This window comes from Clostridium sp. CTA-6 (assembly GCF_054768115.1).
The window spans coordinates 309,142-329,306 of the sequence record NZ_BAAAAU010000003.1 but is presented as its reverse complement, the minus strand read 5'-3'; the positions used below and the strand labels follow the sequence as shown (position 1 = coordinate 329,306).

General features: G+C 26.8%; 16 protein-coding genes and 1 riboswitch. Of the genes, 14 read left to right on the top strand and 2 right to left on the bottom strand.

The features are described 5' to 3' along the window. The 6 genes from ACYUDJ_RS06880 (at position 1) to ACYUDJ_RS06855 (ending at position 6,693) form a co-directional block, all read left to right on the top strand. Complete coding sequence (locus ACYUDJ_RS06880) at positions 1-1,683, top strand: hypothetical protein (RefSeq protein ID WP_003488900.1); 1,683 nt, start codon at positions 1-3, stop codon at positions 1,681-1,683. 279 nt (positions 1,684-1,962) lie between these two features. Continuing rightward, on the top strand, positions 1,963-2,655 hold the full coding sequence (locus tag ACYUDJ_RS06875) for a response regulator transcription factor (RefSeq protein WP_003488902.1): 693 nt from the start codon (positions 1,963-1,965) through the stop codon (positions 2,653-2,655). 395 nt (positions 2,656-3,050) lie between these two features. Next, positions 3,051-3,971 carry an ATP-binding cassette domain-containing protein gene (locus tag ACYUDJ_RS06870; RefSeq protein WP_003488904.1) on the top strand — a complete coding sequence of 307 codons (921 nt, stop codon included), beginning with the start codon at positions 3,051-3,053 and terminating at the stop codon, positions 3,969-3,971. Beyond that, positions 3,971-4,762 carry an ABC transporter permease gene (locus ACYUDJ_RS06865; RefSeq protein ID WP_043031562.1) on the top strand — a complete coding sequence of 264 codons (792 nt, stop codon included), beginning with the start codon at positions 3,971-3,973 and terminating at the stop codon, positions 4,760-4,762. Before ACYUDJ_RS06870 ends, ACYUDJ_RS06865 begins: the two co-directional genes overlap by 1 nt. Positions 4,763-4,884: 122 nt before the next feature. Next, positions 4,885-5,742, top strand: coding sequence for an AraC family transcriptional regulator (locus ACYUDJ_RS06860; RefSeq protein ID WP_003488908.1), 858 nt, complete (start codon positions 4,885-4,887; stop codon positions 5,740-5,742). Between the two features lie 45 nt (positions 5,743-5,787). Further along, positions 5,788-6,693, top strand: coding sequence for a sensor histidine kinase (locus ACYUDJ_RS06855; protein ID WP_042386264.1), 906 nt, complete (start codon positions 5,788-5,790; stop codon positions 6,691-6,693). Between the two features lie 266 nt (positions 6,694-6,959). Here the strand turns inward: ACYUDJ_RS06855 and ACYUDJ_RS06850 are convergent, their stop codons facing one another. After that, complete coding sequence (locus tag ACYUDJ_RS06850; RefSeq protein ID WP_003488913.1) at positions 6,960-7,253, bottom strand: H-type lectin domain-containing protein; 294 nt, start codon at positions 7,251-7,253, stop codon at positions 6,960-6,962. Positions 7,254-8,201: 948 nt separating this feature from the next. Between ACYUDJ_RS06850 and ACYUDJ_RS06845 the strand changes: the two genes are divergently transcribed. The 7 genes from ACYUDJ_RS06845 to ACYUDJ_RS06815 all read left to right on the top strand — a co-directional run bounded on the left by ACYUDJ_RS06845 (position 8,202) and on the right by ACYUDJ_RS06815 (position 18,371). Continuing rightward, on the top strand, positions 8,202-9,197 hold the full coding sequence (locus tag ACYUDJ_RS06845; RefSeq protein ID WP_042386267.1) for a DUF4003 domain-containing protein: 996 nt from the start codon (positions 8,202-8,204) through the stop codon (positions 9,195-9,197). Between the two features lie 279 nt (positions 9,198-9,476). After that, positions 9,477-10,547 carry a VgrG-related protein gene (locus tag ACYUDJ_RS06840; RefSeq protein WP_043031564.1) on the top strand — a complete coding sequence of 357 codons (1,071 nt, stop codon included), beginning with the start codon at positions 9,477-9,479 and terminating at the stop codon, positions 10,545-10,547. A 183-nt stretch (positions 10,548-10,730) separates the two neighbouring features. Beyond that, a complete protein-coding gene (locus ACYUDJ_RS06835) occupies positions 10,731-11,423 on the top strand; it encodes an ABC transporter ATP-binding protein (protein WP_003488916.1) in 693 nt (230 codons plus the stop codon). Beyond that, complete coding sequence (locus ACYUDJ_RS06830) at positions 11,410-14,106, top strand: ABC transporter permease (RefSeq protein WP_003488917.1); 2,697 nt, start codon at positions 11,410-11,412, stop codon at positions 14,104-14,106. Before ACYUDJ_RS06835 ends, ACYUDJ_RS06830 begins: the two co-directional genes overlap by 14 nt. 1,182 nt (positions 14,107-15,288) lie before the next feature. Beyond that, entirely contained in the window at positions 15,289-16,002 is a 714-nt protein-coding gene (locus ACYUDJ_RS06825; RefSeq protein ID WP_003488920.1) for a response regulator transcription factor, read from the top strand. A 171-nt stretch (positions 16,003-16,173) separates the two neighbouring features. After that, a complete protein-coding gene (locus ACYUDJ_RS06820) occupies positions 16,174-17,436 on the top strand; it encodes a sensor histidine kinase (protein WP_003488922.1) in 1,263 nt (420 codons plus the stop codon). 293 nt (positions 17,437-17,729) lie between these two features. Then, the gene (locus ACYUDJ_RS06815; RefSeq protein ID WP_043031566.1) at positions 17,730-18,371 is read left to right on the top strand and encodes a lactate utilization protein; all 642 of its coding nucleotides are present in this window, start codon (positions 17,730-17,732) and stop codon (positions 18,369-18,371) included. A gap of 355 nt (positions 18,372-18,726) precedes the next feature. Here ACYUDJ_RS06815 and ACYUDJ_RS06810 read toward each other — a convergent pair whose 3' ends face one another. Continuing rightward, positions 18,727-18,915, bottom strand: coding sequence for an H-type small acid-soluble spore protein (locus ACYUDJ_RS06810; protein ID WP_003488926.1), 189 nt, complete (start codon positions 18,913-18,915; stop codon positions 18,727-18,729). A 133-nt stretch (positions 18,916-19,048) separates the two neighbouring features. After that, positions 19,049-19,149, top strand: a riboswitch (THF riboswitch). 95 nt (positions 19,150-19,244) lie between these two features. On the opposite strand from ACYUDJ_RS06810, the gene ACYUDJ_RS06805 reads away from it, so the two are divergent. Continuing rightward, entirely contained in the window at positions 19,245-20,030 is a 786-nt protein-coding gene (locus ACYUDJ_RS06805; protein ID WP_003488927.1) for an ECF transporter S component, read from the top strand. Positions 20,031-20,165 lie beyond the last annotated feature (135 nt).

Genomic DNA, 20,165 nt, shown 5'->3' with positions numbered 1-20,165 from the left:
ATGGAAGATTTTAAAATATTGAAGTTTGTTGATAAATTTAAGTTTATATATGAGAAACTTGGTGTTAATTATGCTTCCATGAGAACAATACTTAAATTAAAGCTTTTGATGGATAATAGAAGAGTTCCAACAATATATAAAGACAAGGAAAATGAGGATAAAAAGAATACTTTTAAAAAATCACTTCTTCTATATGGATTAATGGGAGTTTTTCTTGCGGTTTTTATTTTTATCCCATCACCTATGGTTGTAAAAATGAGTATAAATATAGGTGCCATAATGTTTTTAATCATGAGTACTATGATTGCAGATTTTTCTTCTGTACTTTTGGATATTCGTGATAAGAATATATTAAATACTAAACCATTAGATCCCAAAACAATAAACGCAGCTAAGACTACTCATATATTAATTTATATTACATCTATTTCCGGGGCAATTGCAGGGCCAACCTTAATAGGGGGACTTATTAAATATAAATTTAAGTTTTTTATAATTTTCTTTTTTCAAATAATATTGATATCATTTTTTACAATGTTTTTTACCGCCATATTGTATTATTTTATATTAAAAATTTTTGATGGAGAAAAGCTTAAAGATATAATAAATTATTTTCAAATAGTGCTATCAGTAGTGCTTGCTTTAGGATATCAAATTATACCAAGAGTATTTGATTTTACTGGTGTAAATGTAAATTTTAAAATTAAATGGTGGAGTTATTTAGTTCCACCAGTGTGGTTTGGAGCGCCATATAGCTTAATAATGGAACATAATACTGGAAGGGAGTATGTTTTATTAAGCATAATGTGCGTGGCTATACCAATTATAATTTTTGGTATATACTATAAATTTATTGTTCCTTATTTTGAAGAAAATTTGCAAAAACTTGATAGCAGTATAAGTAAAAAAGGAAACCTTGAAGAAGCTAAAGGGGTAAGGCATAAAGGATATGCATCTATTTTTTGTAGAGATAAAATAGAAAATGTATTTTTCCGTTTTTCAAGAAACATGATAGCTACAGAAAGAAAGTTGAAGCTAAAATTGTATCCTACTTTGGCTTTTGCTGTGATTTTTCCTTTCTTAATGTTTATAGGCTCTTTTTCAAAATATGAATCAGTTTCACAGGCATTTAATGAATTTTCAAAGGGAAATTATTATTTTTCAATTTATTTATCAGTGTTTATGTTAGTGGCAAATATAGATCTTTTAAGTCAAAGTGAAAAATATAAAGGTTCATGGATATATATTGTTCTGCCTATAGACAACCCAGGAAAAATCCAAAAAGGAGTTTTAAAAGGATTTATATCAAGATATATTTTCCCAGTATTTTGTAGTATTTGTATTGTTTTTTTAATAATATGTGGATTAAGAATATTACCAGATATAATAGTAATGTTTTTCAGTATGATGATTTTAATGGTTGTTATGCAAAGCTTATATAAAAAAGAATTACCTTTTTACAAGGATTTTCAAAGTAATGGGGAAAATTCCATTATTGCATTTGTAGTTTCTGCAGGTCTTACAGGAATCTTTTTCGGATTACATAAGTTGATTAGAAGTTCAATACAATATAGTTTTAGTATTTATATATACATTGGAATTTTGCTTATAATTAATATAATTTTATGGAAAAAACTATTTAATATAAGTTGGAAACAATCTCAATTAGAGGATGCACAATAATCCACGGGAAATGTAAACAGCTTGAAAATGTAATTTATTTTAAATAGAAAAGTATCTTTAATATTAATAAGGGATTTATTATACTAAAAAGAATAAAATAGTTTAAATAAAAAAAGCCAGGGAGTTTCTTTGGCTTTTTTTATTTTAATAGCTATTATTGAATTATTTTATTATAATTCAATATTTAAAATTAAGTTTTTATTTTTTGTCTACCCACTATACCTGTTATAATAACAGTAAGGGCTAAGGTAAATATTAACTATATTGGGGGAAGTATTAATGGATAAAGACATTAAAATATTAGTTGTTGAAGATAATAATGATATAAATAAGTTATTATGCGATATGTTAAGACAAAGCGAATATATTACTAAATCAGCTTATTCCGGAACAGAAGCTTTAATATATTTAAAAGAATATGATTGGGATATGGTTTTATTAGATTTAATGTTACCAGGGATGGATGGTAAAGAGCTTTTATCTAATATAAGAAAAAGTAAACCTATGCCTGTAATAATAATTTCGGCTAAGGAAGAAAAGGATATTAAAATAGAAACTTTAAGAATGGGAGCAGATGATTATATAACAAAGCCCTTTGATATAGATGAGGTGTCAGCTAGAATAGATTCACACCTTAGAAGGTATAAAGAATTTTCCAATATAGCACCACAAAATTTATTAGAATATAAAGAAATATCTCTTAACAAAGATACTAGAGAAGTTTTTGTGTATGACAAACAGATAATGTTAACAAGTAGAGAATTTGATATTTTACAACTTTTGATGGGTTATCCTAAAAAGGTTTTTACTAAGGCTAATTTATTTGAAAGCGTATGGAGCAGTGAGTATTTGTGTGATGATAATACTATTAATGTACATATAAGTAATTTAAGAAATAAGTTGTCCAAAGCAGGCACAGAGAATGAGTATATCCAAACCATTTGGGGAATCGGGTATAAGTTAGATAGCTAATCTTTCTTTATTCTATATTAATTTGTTTAGTAGCTGTTTATGAATTGGGTTATAAATTAAATGGATAATATTAACATTGTTATTAGTTTAAATTAATTTAAAATTTTTTTATTTACTTTCTGATCATAGGAACACAAAAACTAAATTTCCATGCTTTTATAAATGCTCCATATTTATAGGATAGATAATTAATGTTAATATTAAAAACTTTATTACAGTATGAAGTCTTACTTGTAATGTTTTAACTTAATACTTTCTTAAGGTTTTTCTTTAGAATTCATTAGGAATTAGGTTTTAATATTAAATATGTAGTAAGGTTATCAACATGTTGATAATAATATAAAAGATTTAACTTAATAATGAATTAAATTAAAACCTAAGAAAGGAGATTTATTTTGAGCGAGTATATTTTAAAAACAACAAATTTAAGTAAAAGATATAAAAAGGATTTTGCAGTGAATAATCTAAATATTAGTATAAAAAGAGGAGAGATTTATGGTTTTATAGGAGAAAATGGAGCAGGAAAAACTACATTTATTCGCATGATAACAGGACTTGTCTACCCTACCAGTGGAGAAATAAAATTATTTTCTAAAGAAGAGGGTGATGAATTAGGTAATGTTAGAAAAAGAATAGGTGCCTTGATAGAAAGACCAGCTTTTTATCCGTATATGACAGCCTATGAAAATTTAGAGGCTTTTAGGATTGAAAAAGGTATTCCAGGTAAAGAATGCATAGATAAAACTTTAAATTCTGTAGGTCTTTATGAAGATAAGAATAAAAAACTAAAGAACTTTTCTCTTGGAATGAAGCAAAAGTTAGCATTAGCTATAGCCTTATTAGGAGATCCAGAGTTTTTAATATTGGACGAGCCTATAAATGGATTAGATCCTATGGGAATTAAGGAAGTAAGAGAGCTTTTAAAAAAATTAAATAAAGAAAAAAACATAACAATGCTTATATCTAGTCATATTTTAGGAGAATTATATCAACTTGCAACCTGTTATGGAATTATTCATAAAGGTAAGTTAATGGAGCAGATTACATTAAAAGAGTTAGATGAGAAATGTAAAAGAAACTTAAGTATAAAAGTAGATGACGTAAATAAAGCTGCTGCTATTTTAGAAACAGAATTATCCACAAATAATTTTAAAGTTTTGCCAGATGGTACTATAAAGCTTTATGATTATGTGGATAATTCAAGATTAGTTTCTTCTACACTTACAAAACAAAATATTATAATTGATCAAATCATGCCAAATGAGAGCAATTTAGAAGAGTATTTTATAAATTTGGTAGGAGGCGATTTTAAATAATGTATAATTTAATTAAATTCGAATTTTATAAGTTAAAACATAATAGGGTATTTAAAAATTCACTTATTTTAATAAGTCTTTGTGTTGCCTATACCATATACTTATTCTTTTTTAAGGAACATACGTATAAGGTATTTAACTCTGCTTTTGGAGGAAGAGAATATGGATTTTGGCTAAATAATTTTAATAATAGGGGAAACCCAAAAGCTATAGAATTTGTACATTCAGCCCTTGGTTTTGTACCTGTTTTTGAAATATTAATTATGTTTATAGCAGGAGAATTTATAATTAAAGAATATTCCTATGGAACACTAAAGAATATTTTATCCTATGGACATAAAAGAGAGCAGGTTTATATATCAAAAATAATTATTATGTTTGTAGTTACATTTATTTTAACATTTTTATTGTTGTTTGGTACTGTTATAGTAGCTTTTATTAGTGGAGCTATAAAAAAAATTTCCTATGATGAAATAATACATGTAATTAATTTTACGCTTCTAGTTTGGATTATTTTTGCAGCAATAGCTAGCATTTATACATTTTTATCTACATTAATAAAGAGTAAATCTTTAATTGTAACTATAGGTATGGTATATATTTTCTTAGCAAATATTTTTATAGGAAGAGTTTATTGTCAAAGATATACTCCAACTTTTATGCTTATGGATATAGGCATTATGCTACTAAGCATACAAAATATACATCATATTATAATGACCTGCATTGCTTTAATTATAGTTACTAGTTTTCTAGGCGTTTTAGTATTTAAAAAACAGGATATAAAATAAAAATAGTAATTTGATGTACAGGTTATTTAATAATCTCTCAGACAAGACAAAACATAACACAAAAAGTCGGTAACAACCGCTTGAAAAAAGATAAGATATAGATACAGATAGGGGTGATGATTATGGGCTGGATTGAAGGAATTGGTGAAGCTATCAAATATATTGAGGAGAATATCACTGAAGAAATACCAATAGAAAATATTGCGAAAAAAGCATTTGTGTCTCCCTTCTATTTCCAAAAAGGTTTTGCAATGCTTTGTGGTTTTACGGTGGGAGAGTACATCAGACAACGCAGGCTTACCATTGCCGGCAGTGAGCTTGTTTCTACTGATGAAAAAATAATCGATATTGCACTGAAATATGGCTACTCCTCACCGGATAGTTTCACAAAAGCTTTTACTCGGTTTCATGGTGTCACACCTACTGCTGTTCGAAAAGATGGAGCAATGATTAAATCCTTTGCTCCACTGAAAATCAAATTTTTATTGGAAGGCGGTTATATTATGGATTACAAAATTGTTGAAAAGGATTCCTTTACTGTCATGGGTGTATCAAAGGTGTTTAAATATGATAGTGCAACTACAAAAGTCCCACAGTTTTGGACAGAGCATTATGAAACAGGAAATGGGAAATTTGTATGTGGAATGTACGGGGTAAATATAGACGAGAGCATGGGTTCAGATGAGTTTGAATATTTGATTGCAGACAATTATAATCCGTCTATGGAAATACCTAATGGTTTTGTTACAAAGATTATTCCTAAATACACCTGGGCTGTTTTTGCTTGTAAGGGCCCAATGCCGAAATCTATGCTAGATGTGAGCAGAAAAATCTTCTCAGAATGGCTACCTAATTGCAAAGATTATGAAATTGCAGCAGGCTACAATATTGAAATGTACACTAATACGGATGATTATCCGCAAGGTAATCAAGATGAAAACTACTACAGCGAAATTTGGATTCCTGTTAAGAAAAAATAACTACGTAAAAGGTCATAATTTTTAAAAAATGGAGAGGAGAGTAATATGATTTTTATTATAATAGTGCTAATAATTTTTTTATTGCTCTTACTCCCCTATGTATTTTTTATGAAAAGAGAAATAAAAAACATTACAATCCAATTAAATGAATATAATGATTTGAAATCATTAAAAAAGATAGATGCTACTCTTTTTGATAAAGAAATTGAGAATTTAGCCTATAGCATTAATAAACACATTGATATAAATATACAATCACAAATTAAGCAAAAAAGACTAGAAGAAGAAATAAGAAAAAATATAGCTAATATATCTCATGATTTACGTACACCCCTTACATCTATTATAGGTTATATACAAATGATAAAAAAAGGGAATCTATCAAAGGAAAAGCAAATAGAATATATAGACATAGCTGAAAGAAGAGCAAAGGATTTACAAAATTTATTAAGTGATTTTTTTGAACTTTCCATTATAGAATCACCAGATTATTATATTGAGCTTGAAAAGATTAATATAAATAATATACTGTGTGAAGTCATAGCTTCTTTTTATAATAGTTTTCTAGATAAAAATATAGCTCCTAAAATAGATTTGCCAAAGGACAACATTATGGTAATTGGAAATGAAGGGGCTATAAAAAGAGTACTACAAAATTTAATAGTAAATATTATAAAACATTCTAAGGAAGATGTTTATATAGGTTTAAAAAAAGAAAATAATAAAGCTGTATTAACTACAATTAATAGATGTGATGATATTAAAGAGGAGGATGTAGATTTAATTTTTAATAGATTCTATAAAAAAGATGATGTCAGAACCAATAAAAATGGAAGCACCGGATTAGGCTTATCTATTTCTAAAAGACTTATGGAAAAAATGAATGGGGAAATTTACGCTGAAGTTCATAAAGATTTATTACATATTTTTTGTAAATTGGATTTAAAATAAGAGGCTGTACTCAAAAATAAGTACAGCCTTTTTTACCTTGTGTATGTAAAACATATGTCTACCACAAGGTTAACCAACACATATTAAATTATACATATAATTTAATATCTAATTCAAGTAAGTTTTTAAAGTTCCTATTAAATTTATGCTTATATTCATTTATCTAGAGGGTAGTAGTTATAGGAAATAAAAATTTAAAGGCAATAACTAGTGTAAAAAAGGAACAGAAGTATTTTCTGTTCCTTAAAAACATTACCTAAATTTTACTATTCACCATAAGCCATCCAGCTAACTCCAACTCCATAAATTTCGGAATCTGACCAAGTGTGAATACATAGCGTAAAATCGCGGTTAGTTACATTATCTACATATACTTTAACACGTGCATTATGGTTTTTTATTATATCAAGGCCGCTCAAGGCAACCATTACAGTTGGTTCTTTTTCAAATACTTCTTTGAAACTAATTGTAGTACGATATTCTCTTATACCATCACCATTTAGAAGATTCCAACCTCCAATAGTTTGATCATAATAAGCTTGTCCACTTCTTATTTGCATAACTATCTCTCCTATCTTTTATCTTGAAGGTTTATATTAATAGTTTCCGTCTAATATTAATATATGTTTAAAAATAATTTGTGTGAGATATGATTCAAAATGATAAGAAATAATATATACAAAAATAAGGTGAGTGAATTTTAGATAAAATATAATATAAGTAGGTTTATATAAATATAAATTAAGGAATAAGTTTATTTATTTAGAATTTTTAGTGGTTATTGTGTATTTCAATAATTATAAATATATAGTGCTAAAAGTAACATAATATAGATGACTTTTAACACTGTTATAAATAGACATATTATTATATAATATTAACTGTATAGCATTTTATTGGAATATAACAAAAACTATAGATTTAGTTATAATTTTATATTATTACGAAATTGTAATAATTAAGTTCAGTATATTGTAATATAAATAGTTTAATATAGAGGTAAGTTGAATTAAGTAATTTTTATCTGATGACTACCTGCTCTAATACTCCCATCTTCTTCAAGGTGGGAGTAAAGAGCGGTTACGTCCCTGGATAACCATTTCCTCCTAAAGGATAACGACTTCTAAGGAGTAAAACTTCTAAGAAGTCTGTTAATAAGCTTTAGTGGGAGTAAAAACTCCCTATAAAGCCACGAACTCTGTTTATGGAACAGTGAAGTTTTATTATAAGAATTACTTTTTAGGGGATAAAAATTATTTAAAAAATATTTATAATTAGGGGATAGAAAGATGGAAAAAGAAAAAAATGCTTATATTAAGGAGATTATATTTGTTATATCTTTAGCTATAGTATTGTGTATGTTTGTAATGAGATAAAATAGATATTAAAAATAATAGTTTGTTTTTAAGTAAACAATAATCACTATAATAGCACAATAAAAATACTAAAAAGCATAGATTAATAGAAATGTTTACATGATTATTAAAAATCATAGTGGAGGTGGAACTATGGAATTATTATTAAAACAAAAGATAGATTTGATGACAGAGAATTATAATGAGCTTAAGAAAGCCTTTAAATGGGAGTATAGCATAGTAAAACATTTTGTGGCTATGAACTCAGCTATTAAAGATAAGAAGATAAATGTTGAAGAAATTGAAGAGATAAAAGATTATATAAAAAAACAGGTAGGGCTATTTTCTCAGTTTAGAGGAATGAATTTATTTATTTTAAGTAGTCTTTTGTATTTAGAAAGTAATTACAAAGATTTTTTTGAAAACATGCAAAAGGTATACGAAAAAATGAGAGATGCAGGTTTTAGAAATAGTCAGTACTTACCTTTAGCTTCTTATACTATAGTTAAAGAAGTTTCTATGGATAAATGGGATGAAAAAATCCAAAGAATGAAGAATTTTTACTCTAATATGAAGAAAAATCATCCTTGGTTAACTACAGCAGATGATTATGTTCTTGCAGCAGTATTAGCTACTTCAGATTTAGATATAGAAAAAACTTCAGAAGAAATGGAGATTTGTTATAAACTACTCAACGAAAAGGCTTTTGTTAAAGGAAATTCCCTTCAAAGTCTTTCTCAAATACTTGCTTTGGGAGAAGAAGATGCAGAAAGTAAATGCAGTAGGGCGGTGTCTTTATATAACGAATTAAAGAGTGAAAAGTGCAAATTAAGATATGATGGATTAGCTTCTTTAGGGGTACTAACTCTTATAGCTTCTAATGATATTAAGATAGTAGAAGAAGTAAAAGAGGTTTATAAGTATATAAAAGAAAAAGATGGTTATGGAATCTTTAGTATTGAAAAGTCCCATATAGTTATGTTAGCTATTTCTTTAGTAGCAGATTCTTATATAGAAAGAATTCAAAAAGGATTAATAGATATAACTTTGGCAAACAGTATAAATGCTATAGTAATAGCACAACAACAGGCAGCCATAGCAGCAGCTTGTGCAGCAAGTGCAGCGGCGGCCTCATCAGCTAGTTCATAAAAAAGAATATTATAAACAATATAAGTATAATTGTTTTAAAAAATCTATTTTATTAAATGAGAGTTTTATTTATATTTTTTATACCTAAAATATTAGGAAATAGTAGAAAAGCCCCTATAAGTGTCTATTGAAAGGGCCTAAAAAGAATGCTATAATGTGGATTATTACAGGCTTTTGTATATAAATAAAGTTTATTAAGAAAAATATTTATTCATATAATATAATATTTATTTTGTGAGGATGAAAAAATACTTTTTTAGGATAAAATGGGGGATAACTATGGTGGAAAATACAAATTTACTTAATAGCATATTTTTAAACCAATATAAAACACAAATGAATAATAGTAATAATACTAATACTGTTGATGGGAAAACATTGGGGAATTTTGACCAACAACAAGCAGTGCAGCAAATGGTTTTCCAGGTAGTGCTAAGTCAAATGATGAATAGTATGGGTAGCATGAGTAGTATGAATGGTATGAGTAGTATGAATGGTATGAGTAGTATGAATGGTATGAGTAGTATGAATGGCATGGATAGTATGAGCAGTATGGGCAGCATGAATGGTATGGGTAGCTTAGTAGCAACACAGGCATTATTAAGTAGTTTGACAAATACAAGCTCATTTAGTTTAGATAATTCATTGAATGCTCTAAGTAATTTTAATTCAACTATGAGAGGGGCAGCTAGTTCTTTATCTAAAGGCTATAATAATAGAGTGGATAATAGTTTTAGCAGTTTAGGTATACGTGCTTCAAAGTATGAATCTAATTTAAATCCCGCAGAAATCAGCGATGATCCAGGGGATTATGGCGGAAAGTCCTATGGAGCATGGCAATTTTCATCTAGAACAGGTTCTTTAGATTCATTTATTAATTCACTTAAAGGAAATAATAATGATATGTATTATAAACTTACATATGCAAAGTCTAAAGATAACGGTACATTTGGTGAAAATTTTGATGCCGCATGGAAGAGTATTTCAAGTCAAAATAAAGATAGATTTTTAAAGGTACAACAAAACTACGTAAAGGCAAACTTTTATGATACTGTAGCGCAGTCTTTGAAATCAAAATTTGATTTTGATATAAGTAAAAGAAGTAATGCTTTAAAGGAAAGCTTATGGTCTACAGTAGTTCAACATGGGGTAGGAGGAGCTACATCTATATTTTCAAAACTAAATTTAAATAATAATGATAGTAATATTATTAATGATTTATATAACGAACGTCAAAATGTAAATGTATATTTTAGAAGTAGTTCACCTGAAATAAGACAAAGTGTATACAATAGATTTACTAGAGAAAAACAGGACATGCTAAGTATGTTAAATGAACAATTTGTTTAAAAATACATATAAATTAGGAAAATGTAAAAAGCATTCAATCTTTGAGATTGGGTGCTTTTGTTAATATATATTCATAATTATTACTATTTTGTAATAATTAAATTTATAATATTGTAATAAAAGAGGTTTAATATATAACTTGTAGATGACAAGTCAAATAGAAAAAGAGGAGTGGACTTATAAATGGAATTATTAAAAGTTAAAGATCTTTGTAAAAGTTATGGAAAAGGTGAAATAAAAGTAAATGCCTTAAAAAATATTAATTTAACTATAAATCAAGGAGAATTTGTGGCTATAGTTGGTCCTTCAGGTTCTGGTAAAAGTACATTACTTCATCTTTTAGGGGGAGTGGATAAGCCAACCTCTGGTAAAGTTGTTTTAGAAGGTACAAATATATATTCTTTAAAGGAAAATGAATTAGCTATATTAAGAAGAAGAAAAATAGGATTTATATTTCAGTTTTATAATCTAATACCAGTACTTACCGCAGAAGAAAATATGGAAATGCCAGTGCTTTTAGATAATAAAAAACCAGATAAAAAATATATGGAAGAACTTTTAGATATATTAGGATTAAGAGAAAGAAAAAATCACTTACCTTCACAACTGTCTGGTGGACAGCAGCAAAGGGTTTCTATAGGTAGGGCCTTAGCTAATAAACCATCTATAATATTGGCAGATGAACCTACAGGTAATCTAGATTCTAAAAATTCCAAGGAAATAATAGAACTTTTAAGATATTCAGTTAAAAAATATAATCAAACCCTAGTGCTTATAACCCATGACTTAAATATAGCAAAAATGGCAGATAGAGTTATAACCATAGCAGATGGAGAAGTTAAAGGGGACGAGGTGACTAAAGTTGAAAAGCTATAGTGAAATTACAGGAAGATATTTAAAACAGAATAAGAAAAGAACAGTGTTAACCATAGTAGGAATAATTTTAGCCATATCTTTATTTTCTGGTATAGGAAATTTATTTTTCAGTATGAGAGATAATTTTATACAAAGAGAAAGAGAGCAGAAAGGCAACTATGAAGTAAAATATTCAGGAGTAAGTGAAAATAAAGTAAATAAATTAAAAAATAATTTTGAAATTAAGGATTATGGTGTAAGTAAAGAAAATAATAGCTTTATTTTAAAGGATGATAAAAATGGTGAGAAAACAGGCAGTGATATTGGTAAAAATTCACCAGACAATAATCCTAAAATCCTAAATTTAGATTTTTATGATAATAGTATGTTAAATAATGTAATGACTATTGATATGAAAGAAGGAAGAAAACCCAAGGCAGCAGATGAAATAATACTAGAAAAAAAAGCAAAGAGAAAATTAGGAAAAAAAATAGGAGATTATATAGAAGGAATTAATATGGATTCCGAAATACTTAAAAAAGCAATAAAGGACAATCCTCAAATACTTTTTAATGCTAATGAAAAGATTAATTTACAAAAATCAGATTCAAAAGAAGTTAAAAAGTATAAAATAGTAGGATATTTTGATGTTGAAACAAGTATATCAAGCAATTTTTATGGGGCTATAGGATATTTGGATAAGAACTCCATAAAAAATGATAGTAAGTATTCTTTTTATGCAAATCTTAAAGAAAAGAAAAATAAGGTAGCTATAGGTAAGAAAGTTGGTAAAACCGTAGGATTAAGTGAAAATAAAAGAGGAAGTAATGAACCAGAAGTAAGTTTTAATGATTCTGTATTAAGACTTATGGCGGAAGGAAATAATACCATATTAAATGAGGGGACAAAGGGAATATTTGTATTTATTGTAACCTTAATAATAGTATGTACGGTAGCTGTTATTTATAATGCTTTTAACATTTCTGTAGCGGAGAGAATAAATCAATTTGGTATATTAAGAAGTATAGGAGCTACTCCAGCTAAAATAAGAAAACTAGTATTTAAAGAAGCTTTTATAATGAGCATTATAGCTATTCCTATAGGAATCATTTCAGGATATTTAGGAATTTATACTACAATAAAGCTTATGTCAAATTCAAAACAGTTTATATTTGAAGGTTTAAAAATAGGCTTTTATAAAGAGGTTATAATTATATGTATTGTACTTACAGCTATAACTATAATATTATCTGTGTTAGGTCCAGCTATAAAAGCCTCTAGAGTAGCGCCAATAGACGCTATAAGAAATTCTTCAAACCTTAAAAAAGAAAAAATAAAAAGAAGAAAAGGAAGACTTACAAAATTAATATTTGGTGTAGAAGGGGCAGTGGCCTACAAAAATATAAGAAGAAATAATAAGAGATTTATAATAACAGTTTTCTCTCTTATGATATCTTTAATAATGTTTATAATTTTCACCTCTATGGGTAAGATATCAGGAGAAATTACTAAGCAATTTATGGATTCAATGCCTTTTGATGCTAGTATTCAATCAGATAAATCAATTGATCAAAAATTTATATCTGAAATTAGAAGTAAAGATGGTATAAAAGAAGTATATGCTCCAAAGATTAGAAATGCTTTAGTATATTTAGAAAAAAATATTTTAAATGAAAAATATTATGAAAAGATAAATAAAGAAATGCCTAAAAGCGAAAAAATTAAAGGAAAAGATTATGTTTGCTTAGATAATATAGCATATTCATCTTATGATAAAGCTTCCTTTGAAGAGGCAAAAAATAATTTAGTAGAGGGAAAAATAGATATAAAAGCTTTAGATAATAATGGAGTATTGCTTATAAATAGAAATGAGATAACTAAGAAAAACGGAGGAAAAGTAATATCAGATATTACAAAATATAAGGTTGGAGATAAAATAAGAATTCCAAGGACTAAAGATAAATTTTATCCTGAAAGAGGAGAAGAAAAGAAAATTGATTTAAAAGAAGAATATAGACAAGGTATAGAAAAAGGAGATTTCATTGAATTAACTATAGTAGGTATATTAAGTAAGGACAGTTTTAATGGAAATTTAGGTAAAGATAGTATAGGCTTAGTTTTTAGTGATAAATGTTTTGAAAATAATTTTGGCGCATTACCTGTAAAGTCTGTTGCTATAACCTATAAAGATGAGAAGGCTAGAGAAAAATATGAAAGTTATTTTGAAGAAAAGGCAGAAGAAGTAGAAGGAAGTTATATAGATGTTTATAATATGAACAATCGAATGGAAAGCGCTAATAAACAAGTTGCGGTATTTATGTATGGTTTTATAACTATAATAACCATAATTGGAATGGTAAATATAATAAATACTGTAACTATAGGATTACTTCTTAGAAAATCAGAATTTGCAACTTTAACAGCTATAGGAATGACAAAAGCTCAATTAAATAAAATGGTAATGTTAGAAGGATTACTTCATGGGATATTTACCAGTGTATTTGGATCAATTATATCCTATGTATTATATAATTTACTTTTAAAAAAGAGCTCAGATTTTATGAGTTTTGATATTAAGTTTCCTATAGATGTATTTGCAATAGGTATTTTAGGAGTAATAGCCATAACAATTTTAGCTTCAATAATACCACTTAGAAAACTTAAAAAGATGAGTATAGTAGAAAATATAAGAGCAAAAGAATAAAAATAGTATCAATAAGAGGATGTTTTAAAATAAATTTAATTTTAATGCCGCAAATAGAAAAAATATATTCATAAACAGAGTTCTTGGCTTCAGTGGGAGTTTTTACTCCCACTAAAGCTTATTAACAGAATTCTTAGGAGTTTTACTCCTTAGAAGTCGTTATCCTTTAGGGGAAATCGTTATCCAGGGACGTACCTGCTCTTTACTTCTACTTTGAAGAAGATGGAGTATTAGAGCGGGTAGTCATCGGATAAACCATTCATTTTTCTAAGTAGTTCTAAATGTGGCTACATTAAAAATTTTCTACCCGGTAGAGTCGCCTTCCTGGCTTCACTACCGGCTCCTCACGTCCTGTGAGGAATTACGCAAATTTTTAATTTGGCCAAATTAAGAACTACTAAAGCTTATTCATATGTTTATTACATATATTTTTCTATTTGCTATATTAAAATTAGATTATATTAAAATACATTTTGTATTAGAATCTCAGCATAATTTGATTATTTATAGTAATATATATTTTGCATTATCTTCTAAATTTTAATTAGTGTAAAGTTTTTATGCTAGTTAATCTTTAAAAGTAATAATTACAGGTATAAATAATAATTACAATGGACTGAAAAAATTAATAATTAAAAATGATAGTTAAAAGCTTAAAGTTTAATCTATAATAATGGGGGAGAAAAATATGAAAAAAGAAATAATAGAAAAAGATAAGGGAAAAAATAAAAAAGGGGATAAAAAAAATGATGATTATATGGCCTTTTTAGGTATGATGGCAACATTGGATTTATTAGTTGTGAAGTAGGATTATAAAGACTTATAGCTCATAGTAGAGCTTAAGTCTATTTTTTTATAATTTAATTATATAAAATAACATTTAAAAATTTAGGTGTTTTAATAGATAAATTACTTTTCTTTTAAATAATTATAATATAAATTATAATTAAATAAGGTATATATAATAAAATTATTAAGTTTTTTATCTATTGATAATTTAATTATATAGTTAGTAACTAATATAAGAAAAATTTATTCAAGTTTAAGAATCAAATGATTAAACATCCTATGGGATACTAAGAATATAAGAACGATTTTGGAATTAATCTGTTAATAATTATTAACAAAATAGATATATTTTATATTAAATGTTACAACTACATTATATAAGGAGAGGGTTTTGTGACAAAAATATTATTAGTAGAAGATGATATGGCCCTGGCCATTGGAGTGGAATATACATTAAAACAAGAAAATTATGAAGTTAAAAGAGCTAAAAATTTGAAAGAGGCTAGAAAGATTTTAAAAGAAGAAGAATTAGATTTAATTTTATTAGATTTAATGTTACCAGATGGAAGTGGATATGATTTTTGTAGTGAAGTAAGAGAAGAAAGCTTAATCCCAGTAATATTTATGACTGCCTGTGATGAAGAAGCTAATGTGGTTTTAGGATTAGACATGGGAGGCGATGACTATATAACAAAACCCATTAGAATAAGAGAACTTTTATCTAGGATAAATGCAGTTTTAAGAAGAAGAGCTAAGGAAACAGAATCAAAAAATAAGAATATAAAAGAGAATAATTTAAATAGTAATAAAATAATTTCAAAGGACATAATAATAGAACCCTTAAAAGCAAAAGTATTTAAAGGGGAAGAAGAAATTTTATTAACAGCAGGGGAATATAAATTACTTTTAATATTAGTAGAAAACAAAGGGAATGTGTTATCTAGGAATGTTTTATTAGAAAAAATTTGGGATGTGGATGGAAGTTTTGTAGATGGAAACACATTAAATGTTTATATAAAAAGGTTAAGAGAGAAAATAGAAAAAGATCCTAAAAAACCTGAATATATAGAAACTGTAAGGGGGATAGGTTATAGATGGAGTGAATAAAAGTGCTTTATAAGAATGTAAAACAATTTGTGTAAACTCCATTTAATATTTTAACTCAGTGTAAAGTAGATTGTGGAATTTTCAGTAGATAGTTACTACATATATATTAAAACTATAAAATATTATATTAAATCTTTATAAATTAATTTAGTACAACTGAGGGGGATAATTTTGTTAAAATATTTTAGAAATCCTGAAATTAAAGAATTAACTTTTAAATTCAGCATAATATTTATTTTATTTGCTACATTAACTACAATTTTTATAAAAGGAGAACTTAATAAATTAAATAAAGATTACATAAATCAAAATACCTTGATAGTAGGAAATATACTATCAAAACATCCAGAACTGGAAGAAGAAATAATACTTTCTTTAAAGAGTAATGAAGATGCAAGATATAATGAAGAAAAAAATTATAAAATAGGAAAGAATGTTTTAGAAAAATACTCTTATGATGAAAATTTAGAACTTTATAAAAATCCAGTATTAAAGAACTTTAGTATAAAATTTATATATAGAACCATAATTTATTTTGGTTTAGCTATTTTTATTATATATATCATAATATATGATAAGTTTAAGTATTTTTATAAAAAAGCAGAAGTGTTCACTAAAGCCTCAGAAGAAATAATGGATGGCCATTTCAATAAATTTGTAGATGAAAATAGAGAAGGAGATTTTTATATTCTTTCTTCTAAATTTAATTTAATGTCAAACAGATTAGAGGAATCTTTATTAAACTTAAAAAAAGAAAAAATATTTTTAAAAAATATAATATCAGATATTTCCCATCAATTAAAAACACCACTATCCTCTTTAATAATGTTTAATGAATTGATGAAGGATGAAAATATGCCAATAGAAGATAGAGAAAATTTTTTGAAACTTAGTGATGAACAGTTAAAAAGAATGGAATGGCTTATTATAAATCTTTTAAAAATAGGTAGACTAGAGGCAGGGGTAGTAGAATTTAAAAGAGAAAATAATCCTTTGTATGTGACGGTAAGTAAAGCATTAGCAGGTCTTAGTGAGAAAGCTAAGAGAAAATCACAAAAGGTAATAATTAATATAGATGAAGATGTATATTTTAAGCATGATATGGAATGGACAGCAGAGGCTATTTCTAATATTATAAAAAATTCTATAGAACATACAGATAATTATGGACAAATAAAAATAAGTTGTGAAGAAACACCAATATCTTTAACTATAAGTATAAAAGATAACGGAGAAGGAATACCAGAAAAATTACAAAATAAAATATTTGAAAGATTTTATAAAGGAGAAAATTCAGTTAATCCTTCCAGCATAGGTATAGGCCTTTCCCTTACCAAATCCATAATAGAATCTCAAAATGGAAGTATAATTGTAGAAAGCGAAGAGGGAAAAGGAACGGAATTTATAATAACATTTTTAAAAACTGTTATATAAATTGTAACTATTCAGGTAATATTTAAGGAATGAATTTCTAAAATCTATCCTTCATCACTTTCAATAGGAGCTTGAAACAGAAAATTTGATTAAGAAATTCTAATCTTTTGTCCAGATAAAATTTATAAATTCTTTTATTTTAGATATTGTTAAGTAAAATCATAAAATTTAATATTAAGTATGGTTCATATTTACTTAAAATTTGATAAAATATAGTTAGTAGGAAAAATAAAAAAATTTAGGTATGATTTTTAAGAAAATAAAAAATTAAATAAGCATGGGAGGGTATGATTTTGGATAAAAATATTTTAGAGGTAAAAAAGCAAAGGATAATGAGAACTATAGAATCCTTACAGGAAAATAATATAAATGGGTATTTAGTTAAGGATAAGGATGAATTAATAGATAAGATAAAAGATATAGTAAAAGAAGGATCTAAGGTTTCTTGCGGTGGTTCTATGACTTTATTTGAAACTGGAGTTATAGATCATTTAAGATCTGGAAGATATGAATTCTTAGATAGATATGAAGAAGGGTTAACTCCACAGGATATAAAAAATATATTCAGAGAATCATTTTTTGCAGATGCCTATTTTGCAAGCTCCAATGCTATAACCGAAAAGGGAGAATTGTATAATGTGGATGGAAATGGAAACAGAGTTGCAGCTATGCTTTATGGACCAGATAAGGTTATTGTTATAGCTGGTGTAAATAAAATAGTGAGAGACTTAGATGAAGCCATAAAAAGAAACGTATATGTATCAGCACCAGCTAATACTAAAAGATTACAAAGAAAAACTCCTTGCACAAAGCTAGGATATTGCATGGACTGCAAAAGTGAGGAGAGAATATGTAATGAGTATACATTGATAAAGAGACAAGGAAATAAAGATAGAATTCATGTAATATTTATAAATGAAGATTTTGGATATTAAAATTTTTTCAATTCAAAAGATTTTATCCGATGAATACCTGCTCTAGTAATCCAATCTCCTTAAAAGTGGTAGTAAAGAGCGGCAATGTTTCTGGATAACCATTTCTCCTAAAGGATAACGACTTCTAAGGAGTAAAACTCCTAAGAATTCTGTTAATAAGCTTTAGAGGGAATAAAAACCTTCTTTGAAGCTTAGAAATTTGTTTATTTAAAGTAAGTAAAATAAGAAAAAATAATTTTTTATATCAATTAGAATAAAAATTAATACAAATTATTATAAAAATCACATAAATTAAAATAAGCACACCATGAATATTATCTTTGTGGTGTGCTTAATTTAGTATAGATTGAAAACTTTAATGATTTATAACACCGCTATCTCTTATGTCATTAAGAGGAGCCATTATAGTTGTACCGTTATTTAAACTTTCTACTGTAGCCATTTTAGAATATTCATCTACGGATCTTATAATTACAGGTTCGCCTTTACAATAAACATCCGTTTCTCTAGAATTAATTAACTGAGAAGCTCTAGTTGCGTCCATTTTATTCACTCCTTTAGCACTAATTTTTCTATTGTCCTTTATTAGTTTTTACATTTCTATATAAAATATGTAGACATTATATTTGTATTTCTGTATAATGTGTTTAGACAATTTAATTTTGGAATTTTAAAGTAACAGAGTAGGTAATTACACGTTAAGGTTTAGAGGACGGGAAGTTGTCTCTAAAAGAAAAATCTTTAAAAGATTTGCGATGTATTACCGCATTCCGCTGTTACATTAGAGAGTTATATTCAAAACACTTATTTTTCTCTTTAGTGTAATCTAGTGGAGAAAATAAGTGTTTTTTTATTTTAAAAGGGGGAGCAAAAATGAAAAAAGAAATTCAAGTGAAAACAATGGTACTATGTGGACTTTTTATAGCTGCAGCTATAATATTAAGATTTTTTAGCATAATGGTACCTATAGCTGGAGCTGGTGCTATGAGGATAAGTTTTGCCGGTATATTTATTAAAATGCCAGCAGTGCTTTTTGGTGGAGCTATAGGCGGTGTTGTTTCTGGGGTAGTAGACATATTAGCTTATATAATAAAACCTATGGGAGCATATATTCCATTTTTAACATTGACTAGTATATTAAGTGGTATACTTACAGGAATAATATGGGTTAAAATTAAAAATGTGCATATAGATAAAATAGAAAAATATTATCCAATATTTTTTATAGTTTTAGGTTCATTATCTGGGGCTATTCATTTAATGACATTACTGCTAGATAAATCCTTTTCTTTTAAAATAATGAATATATTAGGTAAAAAATATATATTTGTTTTATCGGCTATAGAAATAATAACTATATTTGCTTTAATAGTATTTATAATAAATATTAAATTAAAAAATAATAACACAGTTAAACATATATATGAAGATTACATGAAAATGATTTTAGCTATAGGAATACCAGGAATAATAGTATGCACTTTAAATACTTATATACTATTAATGTTTATACCAGGACTTCAAGGAAAAAGTTTCATGTTTTTATGGATACCAAGAATTGTAGAAGAAGTATTTATGATAGTATTTGAATCCTATGCAGTATCCCTACTATTAAGGGTATATGAATCAGTAGTGTTAAAAATAAGTAACCAACAATAAGGAAGTTGCAACGCAACTTCCTTATTTAGAGTACAAAGTAAAATGAACAGAGAACAGATGAAGATTGAGGATAATACTAAAGGAAGGTGTGTCAATAGACACTTTTAGTTATTTGCCTATTGAAGAATAACTGGG

Bases quoted from the DNA above. Each gene is read 5' to 3' on its own strand.
- ACYUDJ_RS06880 (WP_003488900.1), top strand. From the start codon at position 1: ATGGAAGATTTTAAAATATTGAAGTTTGTTGATAAATTTAAGTTTATA.
- ACYUDJ_RS06875 (WP_003488902.1), top strand. From the start codon at position 1,963: ATGGATAAAGACATTAAAATATTAGTTGTTGAAGATAATAATGATATA.
- ACYUDJ_RS06865 (WP_043031562.1), top strand. From the start codon at position 3,971: ATGTATAATTTAATTAAATTCGAATTTTATAAGTTAAAACATAATAGG.
- ACYUDJ_RS06860 (WP_003488908.1), top strand. From the start codon at position 4,885: ATGGGCTGGATTGAAGGAATTGGTGAAGCTATCAAATATATTGAGGAG.
- ACYUDJ_RS06855 (WP_042386264.1), top strand. From the start codon at position 5,788: ATGATTTTTATTATAATAGTGCTAATAATTTTTTTATTGCTCTTACTC.
- ACYUDJ_RS06850 (WP_003488913.1), bottom strand. From the start codon at position 7,253: ATGCAAATAAGAAGTGGACAAGCTTATTATGATCAAACTATTGGAGGT.
- ACYUDJ_RS06845 (WP_042386267.1), top strand. From the start codon at position 8,202: ATGGAATTATTATTAAAACAAAAGATAGATTTGATGACAGAGAATTAT.
- ACYUDJ_RS06840 (WP_043031564.1), top strand. From the start codon at position 9,477: ATGGTGGAAAATACAAATTTACTTAATAGCATATTTTTAAACCAATAT.
- ACYUDJ_RS06835 (WP_003488916.1), top strand. From the start codon at position 10,731: ATGGAATTATTAAAAGTTAAAGATCTTTGTAAAAGTTATGGAAAAGGT.
- ACYUDJ_RS06810 (WP_003488926.1), bottom strand. From the start codon at position 18,915: ATGGACGCAACTAGAGCTTCTCAGTTAATTAATTCTAGAGAAACGGAT.
- ACYUDJ_RS06805 (WP_003488927.1), top strand. From the start codon at position 19,245: ATGAAAAAAGAAATTCAAGTGAAAACAATGGTACTATGTGGACTTTTT.